14 protein-coding genes are annotated in these 15974 nt (G+C 70.8%); 6 read left to right on the forward strand and 8 right to left on the reverse strand.

What is annotated here, in order from left to right; translation table 11 throughout:
* Window positions 1–6: 6 nt before the first annotated feature.
* On the forward strand, window positions 7–1443 hold the full coding sequence (gene eccB, locus SMD20_RS24470) for a type VII secretion protein EccB (RefSeq protein ID WP_329584956.1): 1437 nt from the start codon (window positions 7–9) through the stop codon (window positions 1441–1443).
* A 117-nt stretch (window positions 1444–1560) separates the two neighbouring features.
* Entirely contained in the window at window positions 1561–2997 is a 1437-nt protein-coding gene (locus SMD20_RS24475; RefSeq protein WP_329584957.1) for an alpha/beta hydrolase, read from the forward strand.
* 9 nt (window positions 2998–3006) lie between these two features.
* Here the strand turns inward: SMD20_RS24475 and SMD20_RS24480 are convergent, their stop codons facing one another.
* The 8 genes from SMD20_RS24480 to eccD all read right to left on the reverse strand — a co-directional run bounded on the left by SMD20_RS24480 (window position 3007) and on the right by eccD (window position 9405).
* Window positions 3007–3780 carry a WXG100 family type VII secretion target gene (locus SMD20_RS24480; protein ID WP_329584959.1) on the reverse strand — a complete coding sequence of 258 codons (774 nt, stop codon included), beginning with the start codon at window positions 3778–3780 and terminating at the stop codon, window positions 3007–3009.
* Window positions 3777–4871, reverse strand: a complete 1095-nt coding sequence (locus SMD20_RS24485; protein ID WP_329584961.1) for a pentapeptide repeat-containing protein — start codon at window positions 4869–4871, stop codon at window positions 3777–3779. The genes SMD20_RS24480 and SMD20_RS24485 overlap by 4 nt, the downstream gene beginning before the upstream one ends.
* Window positions 4868–6214, reverse strand: coding sequence for a WXG100-like domain-containing protein (locus tag SMD20_RS24490; protein WP_329584964.1), 1347 nt, complete (start codon window positions 6212–6214; stop codon window positions 4868–4870). Before SMD20_RS24490 ends, SMD20_RS24485 begins: the two co-directional genes overlap by 4 nt.
* Window positions 6214–6612, reverse strand: a complete 399-nt coding sequence (locus SMD20_RS24495) for a hypothetical protein (RefSeq protein WP_329584966.1) — start codon at window positions 6610–6612, stop codon at window positions 6214–6216. Before SMD20_RS24495 ends, SMD20_RS24490 begins: the two co-directional genes overlap by 1 nt.
* 80 nt (window positions 6613–6692) lie before the next feature.
* Complete coding sequence (locus tag SMD20_RS24500) at window positions 6693–7001, reverse strand: WXG100 family type VII secretion target (RefSeq protein WP_329584969.1); 309 nt, start codon at window positions 6999–7001, stop codon at window positions 6693–6695.
* Window positions 7002–7006: 5 nt separating this feature from the next.
* The gene (locus SMD20_RS24505; protein ID WP_329584972.1) at window positions 7007–7351 is read right to left on the reverse strand and encodes a WXG100 family type VII secretion target; all 345 of its coding nucleotides are present in this window, start codon (window positions 7349–7351) and stop codon (window positions 7007–7009) included.
* 232 nt (window positions 7352–7583) lie between these two features.
* Window positions 7584–8018, reverse strand: a complete 435-nt coding sequence (locus tag SMD20_RS24510; RefSeq protein ID WP_329584974.1) for a YbaB/EbfC family DNA-binding protein — start codon at window positions 8016–8018, stop codon at window positions 7584–7586.
* 10 nt (window positions 8019–8028) lie between these two features.
* Window positions 8029–9405: a type VII secretion integral membrane protein EccD gene (gene eccD, locus SMD20_RS24515; RefSeq protein WP_329584977.1), complete on the reverse strand. Its 1377-nt coding sequence runs from the start codon at window positions 9403–9405 to the stop codon at window positions 8029–8031.
* A 292-nt stretch (window positions 9406–9697) separates the two neighbouring features.
* Here eccD and eccCa point away from each other — a divergent pair, with 292 nt between their 5' ends.
* The 4 genes from eccCa to SMD20_RS24535 all read left to right on the forward strand — a co-directional run bounded on the left by eccCa (window position 9698) and on the right by SMD20_RS24535 (window position 15967).
* Window positions 9698–13681 (forward strand): type VII secretion protein EccCa, encoded by a 3984-nt coding sequence (gene eccCa, locus SMD20_RS24520; RefSeq protein WP_329584980.1) that lies wholly within the window; start codon window positions 9698–9700, stop codon window positions 13679–13681.
* A complete protein-coding gene (locus SMD20_RS24525; RefSeq protein ID WP_329584982.1) occupies window positions 13678–13986 on the forward strand; it encodes a hypothetical protein in 309 nt (102 codons plus the stop codon). Before eccCa ends, SMD20_RS24525 begins: the two co-directional genes overlap by 4 nt.
* Complete coding sequence (locus SMD20_RS24530) at window positions 13983–15419, forward strand: transglycosylase SLT domain-containing protein (protein ID WP_329584984.1); 1437 nt, start codon at window positions 13983–13985, stop codon at window positions 15417–15419. Before SMD20_RS24525 ends, SMD20_RS24530 begins: the two co-directional genes overlap by 4 nt.
* Before the next feature lie 101 nt (window positions 15420–15520).
* Window positions 15521–15967, forward strand: a complete 447-nt coding sequence (locus SMD20_RS24535; RefSeq protein WP_329584987.1) for a hypothetical protein — start codon at window positions 15521–15523, stop codon at window positions 15965–15967.
* Window positions 15968–15974: the final 7 nt, after the last annotated feature.

Here is a 15974-nt window from a genome sequence, read left to right on the forward strand (position 1 = left end):
TGCGCTATGCAGACGCAGAAAGATCTTTATCAGGCGCATCGGCTCATGACGCAGCGCCTGGGTCTCGCGTTGCTGCAGGGGGAGCCGGACGTCCCCGAGTCGCCCATGCGCCGGCAGAACGTGGCCACGTTCGCGGGCATCCTGATCGCGGTGCTGGTCGTGGCCGCGTTCGGGATCTGGGGGCTGCTCAAGCCGGGCAACGCCACCAAGCTCACCGAGCCGGGGCAGCTCCTGATCGAGGAGGAGACCGGCGCCTCCTACGTCTACAACCAGCAGACCGGCAAGCTCCAGCCGGTCGCCAACTACGTCTCGGCCCGGCTCCTGCTCGACAACGACGACGTCAAGGTGCGGACGGTCTCCACGGACTCGCTGGCCGGGTTCGCGCGCGGGCAGAAGGTGGGCATCCAGGGCGCGCCGGACTCGCTGCCGAAGCGTGAGCGGCTGGTCAAGGCCCCCTGGTCGGCGTGCGTGGTCGAGGGCGCGGACGTCTCGGGGGTGCGCAAGCCGTTCGTGACGCTCGTGGGCGGCATGGACGTCGGCGGCACGCCCGTCGGCGGCGAGGCGATGGTCGTCAACGACGGGCAGCAGAGCTGGGTGCTCTGGGCCAACCAGCGCATGCGCGTGACGAACGTGGACCGCCTCACCGACCAGACGCCCCGCCGCGTCCCGGCATCGTGGATCAACGCGATCCCGGCCGGCGTCGACTTCGCCGCGCCGGCGATCCCGCAGCGGGGCAAGAAGGTGGTAGGGCCGGGCGGCAAGGCGTCCAGAGTCGGGCAGGTCTACAAGGTGGCGTCGGTGGCGGGCGCGAGCGAACGCTGGTACGTGCTCCTGGCCGACGGGCTGGCGCCGATCAAGCACACGCAGGCGATGATGCTGCTCCTGGATCCGGCCAGCAAGACCGCCTACGGCCGGCAGCCGGTGCGCGAGACGGCGATCGACGCGGCGAGCGCCAACGCGGCCAAGGCGTCGGCGCACCAGATGCTCAACGGCGCGCTGCCGGACGCCATGCCGCGCTTCCGCTCGCCGGGCGTCTCGGCCCCGCTCTGCGCGGTCTACCGGGACACCCAGAAGGGCTCGGCGCGGGCCGTGCTGACCACGGGCGGCGCCATGCGCATCCCGACGCCGGGCGCGAGCGCCGGCGCGGAGAAGGTGGACCAGGTGCTGCTCCCCGCGGGCAGCGCGGTGCTGGCCGGGACCCTGCCGGGCGACGGGCAGCTCTCGGCGGTGCAGCAGTACTCCCTGATCACCGAGCAGGGCCGGAGGTATCCGCTGGTGTCGGCGGACCTGGTGACCAAGCTGGGGTACGACGCCAAGGACGTCGCGCCGGTGCCCGCCCACCTGCTGCGGCTGATCCCCGACGGGCCCGCGCTGGACCCGGCGGCGGCCAGGACGCCGGTGCAGGAGGTGCAGGGCATCCAGCCGCAGACGCCCGCCCAGTGACGGCGGGCGGTCCCTAGCTGGACGAGACGGTCCGGAACCGTGGTTATGGCGAGGTTATGCGGGTGACCGCATGATCCGGTGGCGTCACTGCCCGTTCTTCGCCGACCGAAGGATCGCATGAAGAATCACCTCGTGCTCGCGGCCGTCTCGTCCCTGCTCATCAGCCTGGCCCCGGCAGCAGCCGCCGCCGCACCGCGGGCGATCGCCTGGGCGCCGTGCCCCGAGGACATGACCGCCGAGTGCGGCACGCTGCAGGTGCCCATCGACTGGGACGTCCCCGGCGGCGCTGCCATCGACCTGGCGGTGGCCCGCCGCAAGGCGACGGGCCCGGCCTCCCGGATCGGCTCCCTGGTCGTCAACCCCGGCGGGCCGGGCGGCTCCGGCGTCGACTTCGTGGTGCACGGCAGCGGCTACTTCAGCGCCGAGCTTCGCGGCCGTTTCGACCTCGTCGGGTTCGACCCGCGCGGGGTGGGCCGCAGCCACCCGGTGAAGTGCTCGGCGGCGCTGGTGCGCGAACGTCCGCACCCGCTCATCGGGAGCCAGGCGGACATGGACGCCTGGGTGTCGTACAACCGGCGGCTGCGGGAGGACTGCCGGGCGCGCACCGGGCCGCTGTACGACCGGGTGAGCTCGCTCGACGTCGCGCGCGACGTGGAGGCGCTACGGGCCGCGCTGGGCGACGACAAGCTCACCTACTACGGCGTCTCGCACGGCACGCTGATCGGCCAGGCGTACGCCGAGCGTTTCCCCGGCAGGGTCCGGGCCCTCGCGCTCGACTCGAACTTCGACCACAGCGTGGACACCGCGGCCTACCTGAGCACCGCGGCCGCCCAGACGGCGGGGGCGTTCGACCAGTTCGTCGCCTGGTGCGAGGCGACGGCGTCGTGCGCGCTGAACGGCAAGGACGTCCGGGCGATCTGGAGGGGGCTGCTGGACCGGGCCGACCGCGGTGAGCTGCACGAGCCGGGCCGGCCGGACGTGCCCTTGGGGGCGTACGAGCTGGTGAACACGGCGTTCGCCGGTCTCTACAACCCCAACTGGGCGGAGCTCGCCGAACTGCTGGCGGCCATCGACAGCGGCGGCCCGCGCCCGGCGGCGAGCGCCGCGAGGGACGAGGAGGAGGTGCCGGTCAGCACGCCCGTGTTCTGCCAGGACTTCCACCTGCCGGTCGCCGACCACGCCGAGTACGCCTCGCTCCTGCGCCGGCAGGCCGGGCAGGCCGGGGACATGAGGTACAGCCCGCCCGCGCTGGGCCGGATCGCCGGGTGCCTCGGACAGCCCGCGCCCGTTCCCAACCCGCAGCACCGGCTGCGCGTGGACACCGCCGCGCCGATCCTGCTGGCCTCCTCGCTGAACGACCCCGCCACCGGCTACCTGTGGACGCTCAGCACGGCCAGGCAGATCGGCGCCGGGGCCCGCGTGCTCACGTACGAGGGCTCGGGGCACACCGTGTACGGCCGGAGCGCGTGCACCGTCGGCGCGATCGACCGCTACCTGATCTCGCGGTCGGTCCCGGCCGGCGGGGTCCGCTGCCCGGAGGTGCGGTCTTCCTGACCGGTGACGCTAGGCCTGGAGGCCACCGCCGTACTTCTTGGCCGTGGCCTCGTCCATCTTCGGCATCAGCGAGCCGGCGTCCTCGTTGTACTGCAGCCCGTCCTGGGTGAACGGCGACCCTCCGCCGTTCTGCATGGTGGACATCTCGGTCGGGATGGCCTTGAGCGTGGGGAAGACCTTGCCGGCCATCTCGCTCGCCTGGACGGCCGAGTACAGGGCGAAGGTGAGACCACCGGCCACCATGATCTGCTTGCCGAGGACCTTCTTGATCGCGGTGAGGGTGATCTTGCCGAACGCGGCGGCCACGCCCTGGGAGAAGGCGGCGGTGAGCGGGCTGGCCTTCGAGGCCACCATGTAGATGGCGAGCCCGGCCATCCCGGCGGCGACCAGCCAGCAGACGTATGTGCACTTTTTGTAGAAGCCCGCCGTCGAGCTGACGCCGTCGCCCGTGGCGTTGCGGACCTCCTTGAGCTGCTTGAGCGAGTTCTTGTAGCTCGTGTGCACGGTCTCGAAGGACTTGAACGCTTCGCCCTCCCACGTGCCGTCGTCCTGGAGCTGGGTCTTCAGTTTGGTGAGCTCGGTGTCCAGTTTGTCCAGTTCCTCGACGTCACCGTTGTGGTCGGACGTGCGCCAGTTCTTTGCCGCGTTGTCCATGCCTTCGGGGTCCGAGATCAGGGTGCCGAGGGCGCTGGCGAGGTAGAAGGCCCAGGGCTGGCCGATGAAGAACGCCGAAGCCAAGGCAGTGCCGGCGGCGGCCATGGACATCTCTTTGTAGATGCTCACAACAGATCGTCCTCCTGACCGAGCACCGGTGGCGCGATGTCCTCGTCCCCGCCCCAGACGCCCTCGTCCTCGCCGAGGCCGACGGTCTTGTCGCGGTCGCGTTCCTGGTTCGCGTTGCCTGCGCCGCTCATCGGCATCATCGGCATCATGGGCATGCCGGACATGCCTGCCGCGGCGCCGCGCATTCCGGCGGCGGCCGCGCTGCCGGGCACGAGGCCACCCCCGCCGAGGCCGACGCCGGTGCTCGGAACCGTGCCGGTGCTGGGCAGGCCGAGGGAGCCGGGGACGTTCGTCCGGGTGCCGAGCGCGTTGGAGTTGGGGTCGAACGTGGGCACCTGCGGCGTGGGCGTGGCCGTGGGCTGGAACGACGACAGGTCGGTCTTGTTCGGGTTCAGCGCGGCGTCGAGGTCGGGGACGCGGGTGCTGATCGGGTCCATGCCCGGCAGGTCCGTCTTCGGCAGGTCGGTGCCGGGGAGGTTCGCGCCGGGCGTGTTCGTGCCGGGCAGGTTGGCGTTCGGCAGGTCGGTGCCGGGGAGGTTCGGGTTCGGCAGGTTGCCGCCAGGGACGTCGGTGTTGGGGAGGTCCGTGTTCGGCAGGTCGGTGTTAGGCAGGTTCGTCTTCGGGAGGTCCGTGTTCGGGAGGTTCGTTTTGGGGAGATCGGTGTTCGGGAGGTCTGTTTTCGGCAGCTTGGTGTTCGGGAGACCCCCACCCGGGAGACCCCCGCCCGGGAGGGTCGTCTTCGGCAGGTTGTTGGGATCGCCGCTGGAGTCGTCGGCCTTGGTGTAGTTCTTGTCGGCCGCGCGCAGTGCGGGATCCCAGCTCTCCAGCGCCTCCTTGGCCCTGGCCAGCGCCTCGCGCTGGCTCTGGATGGCCTTCTCGTGCACGTTCTGCACGCCCCAGCCGAGCACGCCGAAGTGCGGCCAGGGCACGGGCAGCTGGTCGGACCGCTGGTTCACCTGGCCGATGAGCTGGGTCTGATCGCCGATCTTCCCGCCGGCCTTGGCCAGCTCGTCCTTCGTGAAGGAGATGCCCGACGACGGCTTGCCGTCGGGGGTGAGGCCCGGCATGCCCGGGATTGGGGGGTAGCTCATCCGATCACGGGGTCCGTGGTGTCATGCGCCGTCGTCCAGCAGTTCGGGTCCTCGGACAGGAACGTGCTCCGCTCCAGGTCGCTTCCCCCGCCTCCGCTGCCGCCACCTCCCGTGAGCGGCATGAGCGGCATTCCGCCCGCGGCCCCGTTCGCGCCGCGCAGACCGGCCGCCGCCGCCGCGGGCGACTGCCCGGCGATGAGGCCCGGCGAGCCGATCACGGAGGGGACGCCGCCCGGCGTGATGCCGCCCGGCGTGTAGCCGATGCTCGGCGGCGGGGTGATCGTGGTGAAGGTCCCGGGCGTGGTGCCGGTGAACGACGGCGTGAGGGTGGACGGGGTGAAGGTGGACGGGTTCAGCGTGGGGGTCGCCTGCGGCTGGAAGCTGGCCACGTCGGTGCGGCGCGGGTCCGTCCCCGAGCTGCCGTCGGTGGTCGTGCGGTCCTCGTTGCCGATGACCGGGGGGACGGTGCCGTCGCCGGGGTTCGTGCCGGGGTTGGTCCCGGGGTTCGTACCGGGGTTCTGGGTCCCGCCCGGGTTGGTGCCGTTGGGGTCGGTGCCGTTCGGGTTGGAGCCGTTGGGGTCCGTACCGTTCGGGTTCGAGCCGTTCGGGTCGGAGCCGTTGGGGTTCGAGCCGTTCGGATTGGTGCCGTTGGGGTTGGTGCCGTTCGGGTCGGTGCTGCCGGGGTTCGTGCCCGTGGAGCCGGAGCCGGAGCCGAAGGAGCCCGAGCCGTTGGAGCCGCCGTTGCCGGACCCAAGGGTGGGGCCGTTCGACCCCGATCCGGTCGGGTAGTTCACGGTCTGAGGATCGATCGGCGACTGGAGCGTCACGGTGGGCAGCTCGTACGAGACGTCGTGCGGCACCTGGATGTTGTAGAGGTTGACGATCTCCTGGTTGAGCTCGTGCAGCGCCTTCTGGGCCTGCAACGTCTCGGCCCGCTCCACCTCCAGGGCGGTCTTGCTGACCCGGTCCGTGAGCACCGGCTCGTTGACCTTGCTCTTGGTCTCCGTGAGGCGTTCGGCGTAGTTCTGCAGGGCCCCGCCCATGAGGCTGAGCTTGGTCGACAGCTCCCGGCCCGAGGCGTGCAGCATCTCCAGCGCGTGGCGGGCCTTGGCCGCGTCCGGGCCCTTCCAGACCGCGGCGATCTTGGCGGCGTGCTCCTCCAGGGAGCTGACCGCCGCGTCGACCTTGGTGGAGGCGTTCATGTACGTCTGCCCCGCGCCCGTGATCGTGCCCGGGTCGGTGTTGCCGAGGAGCTGTTTGATCTGCTCGCCGGTCTGGCTGGGCTTCTCGCCCTGCGGCATCCTCTCGAAGGAGAGGATGACGACGACCTCCCGCTTACTCATCAGGCGTCACCCTCGTTCCCCTTACGGGCGCGGTCGAGGTTCTCGGCGCTGAGCTCGACGGCCTCGACCACGCTCTGGTACGCGTCGATGAACTTCTGGTAGACCTCGGCGAACTTCGCGCCCGCGTTGTTGGACCCGACGGTGTCCGCGAGGGCCAGGGCGTCGTTCCACTGCCCGATCTGGGCCGCGCCGAGCTCGTTGCCGGTGGACATCTGGTTGATGTTGCCGTTCGGCCGCCCACCGTTGCCCAGCATGGCGTCGAAGGCGATCCTCAGCTCCTGCGCGACCGCCCGGATGGCCTGCGGGGAGTTCTCCCGCGTGTCCCCATCGCCGTCGAAGAGACTCTTGTCGACGGCCAGAGGGTCGGGACCGCCCTCCATCGCGTCTTTCTGCGTCATGCCTCACCCTCAAACGACAGAGCTCTCGGCCACCGCGCCGCAGGCCGGGCGATGGCCGAGAAGGAGAAGAACGAGCCGCGCTAGTCCATCCAGATGCTGATGTTGCGCTGCTCAGCGGCCTGGTAGTTGCCCTTGGCGACTTCGACGGCGGCGGCGGCCTTGAACAGCTGCGCGCCCATCCTCTTCTCGTGCTCGTTCCACTCCGCGCGCTTCTGGTCGAAGAAGCCCTCGGCCTGGCCTTCCCACGCCGCGCCGAGGGTCTTCTTGATATCGGCGTAGAGGTCGTCGGTGGCTCGGTCGAGCTCTGTGACGATCTTCTTGAGCTCCTCGTAGGCCGCTTCGAGTGAGGGGAAGTTGACGTAGGTGTAGTCGTCAGGCTGGACGGACATCAGGGTCAGCTCCCGTGGTTGGCGTTGATGAGAGAGTCGATGCGACCGCCGGCACCGGCGGAGGCGAAGCCACTGACTACGTCCATGTTCTGGTCGGCGGCGTTACGGTAGACGCCGGCGCCGATGTTCAGCTTGTCGTAGATGCCTTCGAGGATCGCGATGACGCCCTTGAACTCGGCGTCCCACTGGTTCATGGCCTCGCTGAACTTGTTGTAGGCGCCACCCTGCCACTTGAGACCATCCTTGATCTCCACCACTCTCTGGCGCATGCCCTCGATGTACTGCGCGGTGTCCTGGCAATAGCCCGCCGCCGTCGTCAGCTGAGTCGGGCTGGCCCCGTACAGAGACACTGGACCTCCAAAGGTCGTCCTGCTTCGTCAGTCGCGGCGAGCGGTCTCCCCCGTGAGGACGGCCTACCACCGCAGACAACATCAAGTGGCATGTTAGTCACCATCTGCCCCCCAGATCCCAGAAATATCAAATAACGGATTGATCGCACGAAGGCGGCCTTCTGGTGAATTCGCTGGTAGATGCCGTAATATGCCCTGACTTTCGGGAAAAGATCTCTGTGGGTGACGGGCGTCAGAGATCCAGCCGCCGCCGGATGCGGTCGAGCTCGCCCATCACGTCGGTGAACGCCCGGTCGTAGATCTCCTCCGCCTGCTTGACGTCGTCCAGCATGGCCTCCGGGCTCTTCGCCAGGTCGACGTCCTGGCCGAGAACGTCGGTCATCATGGCGGCGAACGCGCGCTGGTAGTCGGCGGTGGCCTCGGCCAGCGTGGTCTTGATCAGCTCGGCCAGCTCGCCCGAGGACAGCCGCATGGCCTTCGGGTGCAGCTCCAGCAGCTGGACGCCGTCCTGGCCGTACTCGACCGTGACGAAGCCGTTCTCGTCCTCGGCGCGGCCCACGCACTCGCCCACGCTCTCCTGGAACTTCTCCAGGCGGCCGAGCTGGTCGTCGATCCCCCTCATCAGCTTGTCGACGTCGATCTTGGCGAAGTCCCCGAACTCCTGCATACCTACCTCCTCAGCCGGACAGCCCGCGTACCCACGTGTAGACCTCAAGGACGCCGAGCGCGAGCGGGAAGAGCTGGACGATCAGCGCGATGTCCAAGATGTCGGCCGCGCGGCCCCAGAACGGCGACGGCTTGCCCGTCGCCAGCCACATTCCGATGCCGACGGTCATCAGCGCCAGCCACAGGATCCCGATGGCCACGGCCAGCGAGCCCACGATCCCGCCCTGGCCGAACAGCGAGACCGCCAGCACGGCGAACCCGGTCAGCCCGACCCCGATCAGCCACAGGCGCTGGCCGCGCCCGCGGAACACCCGGGCCCGCATGATCAGCGTGAGCGACAGCGAGACCGTCATGACGTCGGCCACCCAGCCGTCGGTCAGCACCAGCAGCACCAGCGTCACCAGCGCGCAGATGCTGACCATCGCGATCATGCCGGTGGCGTAGCCCTGCGCGACCCTGGTGCGCTCCTGGATCGCGCCGGCGTCCAGGCGCTGGTTGTCGTTGCGGAGCTCCTCTGCGGTGGTCGGCATCGCCGGCAGCGGCACCTTGGCCAGCCGGAACGACAGCGTGGGCACCAGCGGGCTGAGCGCCAGCAGCAGGGCGATGGCCAGGGCGGCCACGCCCGCGGGCGGCGGCGACCACACCATGATCACGGCCGCGCAGATGCCGCCCACGGTCGCCGAGCCGGCCGCGCCGAGGAAGCCGGGCACGCCGTCGGAGATGAGCGCGCCGGCGATCCCGGCCACCAGCGCGGTGGTCGCCAGCGCGGCGAGGAAGTGGGGCGCGCCGAAGCCGGCGGCGGTGCCGGGCGCGAACAGGCCCGCGACGAATCCGTACGGCAGCGCCGCGTGCCCGACCAGCGCGCCGGCGAGCGAGTCGCCGACCGCGCGGGACAGCAGCGTGCCGGTCACGACCAGCAGCAGCGCCAGCAGCCCCGCGACGATCGTGACGGTCAGCGCCGGCATGCCGGACACCGTCAGGCCGATCGAGCCCAGCGCGAGCAGGGCGGCGGCGCCGCTCGCGCCCATGGCCCTGGTGTGCTTGGCGCTCCACGCGCCGCGGCCCTCGCGCACGCCGCTCGCGACCACGTCGGCGACGTCGTCGTACAGGGCGGGCGGCAGGATCGCCTCGCGCGGCCGCAGATAGAGGATCTCGCCGTCGAGCACGCCGAGCGAGCCGAGGCTCTGCCCCAGGTCGAGCGGCTGGCCCCCGAGCCGCTGCAGGGTCCAGCCCGGCGCGGCCGCGGCCTCGCCGCCCACCTCGCCCAGCGCGCGCAGCAGACCCGGCAGCACGTTCGGCAGCGGGATGTCGGCGGGCAGCGCCAGGTCGGCCTTGCGGCGCGGGCCGACGATCGTGATGTGGCACTGCGCGGGCAGCGGCACCGGCACCTGGGCCAGCGCGCCCTGCGGGAAGGGCCCATGGGGCGGCCCCGGAGGCCCCAAAGGTCCCGGCGGTCCCGGCGGTCCCAAAGGCCCCGGTGGCCCCGGTGGTCCCGGCGGACCGGGCGGGCCTGGCGGGAATGCGGGCGGCCCGCCGCCGTAGCCGGGTGGCGGCCCCTGAACCGGGGGCGGTGGACCGGGCGGAGGCCCCTGAACGATCTGTCCCACTCTCAACTCCGTCCCCACCAATGGTCACGGACAACAGAGAACATATCGGGTCTCTTCTGATAAGAACGTCTCGATGAGCATCGTCGTCGTACGTCGCCCTGAACGCCGCCCCGGCCCCAAACCCCCGCGCGGCGAAGTCCTGCTCGAATCTCCGCCGGAGATTCCCGAGGTCCAGCCGCAGGGTTTCACCGCCGTTCTCACCTACCTCCCCATGGTGGCGGGCGCGGCGGCGATGGCCCTCATGTTCACCGCCTACGGCAACGCCAACCCGATCATGTACGTCGCCAGCGGCCTGTTCGCGCTGTCCATGGTCGGCATGAGCATCGGCCAGATCGGCCGCCAGGCGGGCGAGCGCAAGTATCGGCTGAACGGCGCCCGACGCGACTATTTCCGCTATCTGGGCCAGGTGCGCAAGCGGACCAGGCGCGCGGCCAGGCAGCAGCGCGAGGCCCTGGAGTGGAGCGGCCCCGAGCCGGACGCCCTGTGGTGGATCGCCATGAGCCCCCGCCTCTGGGAGCGGCGGCCACGGGACGACGACTTCGCCACCGTACGCCTCGGCACCGGCGTACAGAAGCTCGCCATCCAGCTCATCCCCCCGGACTCCAAGCCCATCGAGGACCTGGACGCGCTGTCGGCCGGCGCGCTGCGCCGTTTCATCAGGGCGCACTCCACGGTCGCCGGGCTGCCGGTCGCGGTGGCGCTGGGCTCGTTCGCCAGGATCCGGATGACCGGCGATCCCGAGACCGTACGCGACCTGGTGCGGGCCATGATCTCGCAGCTCACCGTGTTCCACGCGCCGGACGACCTGCGGATCATGGTGTGCGCCGGCGCGGAGTGGATGCCGTACTGGGAGTGGGTCAAGTGGCTGCCCCACGCGCTGCACCCGGAGGAGATGGACGCCGCCGGCCAGGTGCGGCTGATGACGGAGAACCTGAGCGAGCTGGACCGGCTGGTCGGCGACGAGCTCAGGGAACGCGCCCGGTTCCGGCCCGGCGCGGCGGCCGACACGCTGCCGTACCACGTGCTGATCGTGGACAACGGGCACGTGCCGCAGGACTCCCAGCTCGGCAGCGACGCCATCCAGGGCGTGACCGTGATCGACCTGTCCGGCTCGACCGGCGAGGTGGAGGAGAGCAGCACGCTGCGGCTGGACGTCCACGCCGACGGCTTCCACATGGTCAAGATCGACCACGCGGGCAAGGAGCACCGCACCCGGCTCGGCGACCCCGACCGGCTCGACTTCCTGCGGGCCGAGGGCCTGGCCAGGCAGCTCGCGCCGCTCCGCACCTCGATCGGCTCCGGCGGCGGCGAGGTCGAGGACGTGCTGGCGGCCAACACCACGCTGACCGACCTGCTGGGCGTCGGCGACCCGTCCCTCGTGGACCCGGCGATCGTCTGGCGTCCGCGTGCGGGCCGCAACCGGCTGCGCGTCCCCATCGGGCTCGGCGCCGACGGCCGGGTCGTGGAGCTGGACATCAAGGAGTCCGCGCAGGGCGGCATGGGCCCGCACGGGCTGGTGATCGGAGCCACCGGCTCCGGCAAGTCGGAGCTGCTGCGCACGCTCGTGCTGGGGCTCGCGGTCACGCACTCCTCGGAGATACTCAACTTCGTCCTGGTGGACTTCAAGGGCGGCGCGACCTTCCTCGGGCTGGAGTCGCTCTCCCACGTCTCGGCGGTCATCACCAACCTGGAGGACGAGCTCCCGCTGGTGGACCGCATGTACGACGCCCTGCACGGCGAGATGGTGCGCCGCCAGGAGCTGCTGCGCGCGGCCGGCAACTACGCCTCGCTCCGCGACTACGAGCGGGCTCGCGAACAGGGAGCCGAGCTGGCGCCGCTGCCCACCCTCTTCGTGGTGCTGGACGAGTTCAGCGAGCTGCTGTCGGCCAAGCCGGAGTTCATCGAGCTGTTCGTGATGATCGGCCGGCTCGGCCGCTCGCTGGGCGTGCACCTGCTGCTGGCCTCGCAGCGCCTGGAGGAGGGGCGGCTGCGCGGCCTGGACACGCACCTCTCCTACCGGATCGGCCTGCGGACCTTCTCGGCGATGGAGAGCCGGGTCGTGCTCGGCGTCGCCGACGCGTACGAGCTGCCCTCCGCGCCGGGCAACGGCTACCTCAAGTTCGACACCACGGGCATGACCAGGTTCAAGGCCGCGTACGTCTCCGGCTCCCACCAGTCGGACAGCCGCCGGCCCGGCTCCAGCGACGGCAACACGATCCTGCGCCAGGTCGTCGAGTACGGCTCCGGCTACGTGCCGCTCCCCGTCGTGCCGCAGCCCGTCGAGGAGGCCCCGTCCACCGAGGTGGACGAGCGCGGCCCGCAGGCCAGCCTGCTCGACGTCGTGGTGCAGCGCCTGGCCGGGCACGGACCGGCGGCCCACCGCATCTGGCTGCCGCCGCTCGGCGAGCCGCCCACGCTGGCGCACCTGCTGCCGCCGCTGTCGGTCACGCCGGAGCTCGGCCTGTCCACGCCCGGCTGGCAGGGCCGGGGCAAGCTGCACGCCGTCGTCGGGATCATCGACAAGCCGTTCGAGCAGCGGCGGGATCCGTACTGGCTGGATCTGTCCGGCGCGGCCGGGCACGTCGGCGTGGCCGGCGGCCCGCAGAGCGGCAAGAGCAACGTGCTGCGTACGCTCATCACCGGCATGGCGCTCACCCACACCCCCCGCGAGGTCCAGTTCTACTGCCTCGACTTCGGCGGCGGCGGCCTGGCCGCGCTGGGCGGGCTGCCGCACGTGGGCGGCGTCGCCACCCGCCTCGACGCCGAGCGCGTGCGCCGCACCGTGGCCGAGATCGTGACCATCATGCGCCAGCGCGAGCGCGCCTTCGCCGACCGCGGCATCGACTCCATCGCCACCTACCGCCGGATGGTCGCCGACGGCAGCGCCGACAGCGACGGCTTCGGCGACGTGTTCCTCGTCGTGGACGGCTGGCTGACCATCCGCCAGGAGTTCGAGAACCTGGAGGCCGTCATCACCGACCTGGCCGCCCGCGGCCTCGGGTACGGCATCCACGTGGTGGCGGCCACCAACAAGTGGTCGGAGTTCCGGCCGAGCATCAGGGACCTGTTCGGCACCAGGATCGAGTTCAAGCTCGGTGACGCGTACGAGTCGGAGATCAGCAGGAAGGCGTCGCTGGCGGTGCCGGACGGCGTGCCGGGGCGCGGCCTGACCAGGGACGGCATGCACTTCCTCGCCGCCCTGCCGCGCGTGGACGGCCAGCGCACCTCCGAGGACGTCTCCGACGGCGTGCGCTCGCTCGTGGACGTCGTGCGTCAGTCGTGGCAGGGTCCTGCGGCGCCGCCGGTGCGGCTGCTGCCCTCGCTGCTGCCCGCCGCCGACCTGCCGGGGCCCGAGCAGACGGGGCCGGGCCGGATCGCGATCGGCATCGACGAGGACAGCCTCGCGCCGGTCTCGCTCGACTTCGACAACGACCCGCACTTCATCGTGTTCGGCGACAACGAGTGCGGCAAGTCGAACGTGCTGCGGCTCATCATGGAGGGCCTGGTCACGCGGAAGACGCCGAGCGAGGCGATGATGATCGTGATCGACTATCGGCGCTCGCTGCTGGACACGGCCGTGACCGACCACCGCATCGGCTACGCCGCCTCCAGCACGGCCGCCGCCGAGCTGATCCAGGACGCCCGCTCGGCGCTGCTCAAGCGGCTGCCGCCGGCGGACCTGACGCCCGAGCAACTGCGCTCGCGGAGCTGGTGGCAGGGCTCGGACCTGTACATCGTGGTGGACGACTACGACCTCGTGGCCACCTCCAGCAACCCGCTCGCGCCGCTCGCCGACCTGCTGCCGCAGGCCCGCGACATCGGCCTGCACCTGGTGCTGGCCCGGCAGGCCGGCGGCGCCAGCAGGGCCATGTTCGACCAGGCCGTGCAGCGCATGAAGGAGATGGCCAGCCCCGCGCTGATCATGTCCGGCAACCGCGAGGAGGGCCCCCTCTTCGGCAACATCCGGCCGACGCCGCTGCCCACCGGGCGTGGCTACTACGTCGACCGCCGGCAGGGGGCGCGCCTGATCCAGACCGCGTACATAGGAGAGGCATGACCCACGTCGACGTGCATGTGCAGGCGGTCGAGGAGTGCGGGCGGCAGGTGCGCAGGGTCCGGAACATGCTCGACTTCGAGGACGCCTTCCTGGACACGAGCGTGAAGGCGCCGGTGGGCGACACCGATGCCCGCATGTTCGGGCGGCTGGGCGGCGCCGGCGCCCTGGCCGACCAGGTGGACGCCGTCTGGACGGCGCTCAAGGACGAGCTCAAGGAGGGCCGCGACCGTCTGAAGACCGTCGAGCGCGCGCTCGGCGAGGTCGCCACCAAGTTCCGCGACGCCGAGACGGTCGTCCGGGTATGAGCGTCGTCTCCCAGCTCGCGGCGCTGCTGGAGAAGGTGAACGGCGACCCGGAGGCGATCAAGGACCTGGCCGCCGCGCTGCGCGTGGCCGGGAGCCATGCGACCACCTCGACCAACGCCCTGTCCAGGTACGTCACGGAGGTCGGGGCCGCCTGGAAGGGCGACTCGGCCACCGCGTTCACCGAGTACATGGACGCCTACCCCAAGGCGGGCAGCGACCTGCGCGAGGCGCTGTCCTCCTGCGCCACGGCGCTCAACGCCGTCGCGGGCAAGATCGAGGACGCGCACACCACGGTCAACACCCTGCACGTGAACGCCGTCGCGGCCGAGAACGACTACAAGGGCAAGCACAAGAACGCCAAGCAGGAGGACATCGACGCCCACGTCAAGAGCACGCTCGGCGGCGACCCGGTCGCCAGGGCCAAGAAGGCCGTCGGCGACGCCGAGGACGCGCTGACCACGGCCAAGGACGAGCTGGGCAAGCAGCTCGGGTCGAAGAACTTCGGCTTCTTCAAGGGCATCAGGCAGCCCGGCGGGCTCGACTTCCTGCCCGGGGAGCACGAGCCGGACTGGCAGAAGAGGTCCGGCTACAACCCCACGAAGCCGTCGTCCACCCAGCCCGTCGTCAGCCCGGTGTCCAACCCCACCAACACCGGCCCGGCCGCCGACCCCAACGGCAACCCGACCGGCAACCCGACCGGCAACCAGAACGCCACGGACCCCAACGCCAACGCGACCACCGACCCCAACACGACCGGCCCCAACACGACCGACCCCAACACGACGTCGAACGCCGGCACCACGGATCCCAACGCCACCGACCCCGACACGACGTCGAACCCCGGCACCACCGAGCCCGAGATCAACGCGCCCGGCGTCGTCGAACCCAGCGCCGGCGCAACCGACCCCAGCACCACCGCCGACCCCGCCGCCGACGCCCCCGGCACCAACGCCAGTGCCGACACCGGCGCCGGCGAGACGGCCTCCGACGCCCGGATACTGCCCGGCTACGGCGACATGCCCGCCCCCAAGCAGGAGGTCGTCGACTGGATCAAGGAGGCGCTGACCGTCATCGAATCCCCGGAGATGGCGGACATCCTGCGCGAGCGCGGCCTGGACATCAGCGACCTGAGCGCCGCCGACCCGGTGGACCTCACGCGCATCTGGGCGATCATCTACCACGAGTCCGGCGGCGACCCCACCGCCATCGGCGACTGGGGAGGCGGCGCGCAGTCCGACGTGGCGCCCCAGGGCCTGATGCAGACCATCCCGGCCACGTTCGAGGCCCATCACCTGCCGGGACACGACAAGATCCAGGATCCGGTGGACAACATCATCGCCGGGGTGCTCTCCATCTACAGCAAGTACGGCAACCTGGCCGACCACCCCGGCATCGCCTCGCTGGAGAGCCAGGGCGGCTACCAGTCGTCCTGAGGAAACAGCAGGTTACGCGAATGTGAATGGCATTCGCATATTGTCTCCCAACAGGGCGAATGGCCATTTATCGGCGTTAATGCGGTGATACAAAGATCATCGTGTCGATCACCAGCCCGTGCCAGCACACCCCCACGTGCCCGCCCCCGGTCTGCCTGCCCCCGTCACTGCGCCCCGTCGCCTCCCCGTCCGCCTCGCCCTCGGCGAAACCGCCGGGGAAGCAGGACCCCGCGGCCGACAAGTCGAACCTCCCCGGCTACGAGACCAGCACCGGCACCATCGACGCCTTCGCCGGCGCCATGACCGACTCCGGCGACGGCGTGCACCTCGTCAAGCAGCGCACCCCGCGTTTCGAGGGCTGGAACCTCGCCCCCCTCGCCGGCGTGCCCATCGTCGGGCTGATGTTCACCAGCCGGTTCAACACCATCGCCGACACCTGGAGCGACAGCGCCCGCATCCTGGGCGACGTGCTGCACAGGGACGCCGGCAAGGTCACCCTCTCCGCGCGCAACTACCGGCAGGCGGAACAGGCCAACACGAAGAATTGAGTGCCAC

It is taken from the genome of Nonomuraea sp. LP-02 (genome assembly GCF_036289125.1).
GTDB classification, from domain to species: Bacteria; Actinomycetota; Actinomycetes; order Streptosporangiales; family Streptosporangiaceae; genus Nonomuraea; species Nonomuraea bangladeshensis.

Coding starts and splice junctions, on each gene's coding strand:
- eccB (WP_329584956.1), top strand. CDS start 7: ATGCAGACGCAGAAAGATCTTTATCAGGCGCATCGGCTCATGACGCAG.
- SMD20_RS24475 (WP_329584957.1), top strand. CDS start 1,561: ATGAAGAATCACCTCGTGCTCGCGGCCGTCTCGTCCCTGCTCATCAGC.
- SMD20_RS24485 (WP_329584961.1), bottom strand. CDS start 4,871: ATGAGCTACCCCCCAATCCCGGGCATGCCGGGCCTCACCCCCGACGGC.
- SMD20_RS24490 (WP_329584964.1), bottom strand. CDS start 6,214: ATGAGTAAGCGGGAGGTCGTCGTCATCCTCTCCTTCGAGAGGATGCCG.
- SMD20_RS24495 (WP_329584966.1), bottom strand. CDS start 6,612: ATGACGCAGAAAGACGCGATGGAGGGCGGTCCCGACCCTCTGGCCGTC.
- SMD20_RS24500 (WP_329584969.1), bottom strand. CDS start 7,001: ATGTCCGTCCAGCCTGACGACTACACCTACGTCAACTTCCCCTCACTC.
- SMD20_RS24510 (WP_329584974.1), bottom strand. CDS start 8,018: ATGCAGGAGTTCGGGGACTTCGCCAAGATCGACGTCGACAAGCTGATG.
- eccCa (WP_329584980.1), top strand. CDS start 9,698: ATGAGCATCGTCGTCGTACGTCGCCCTGAACGCCGCCCCGGCCCCAAA.
- SMD20_RS24525 (WP_329584982.1), top strand. CDS start 13,678: ATGACCCACGTCGACGTGCATGTGCAGGCGGTCGAGGAGTGCGGGCGG.
- SMD20_RS24530 (WP_329584984.1), top strand. CDS start 13,983: ATGAGCGTCGTCTCCCAGCTCGCGGCGCTGCTGGAGAAGGTGAACGGC.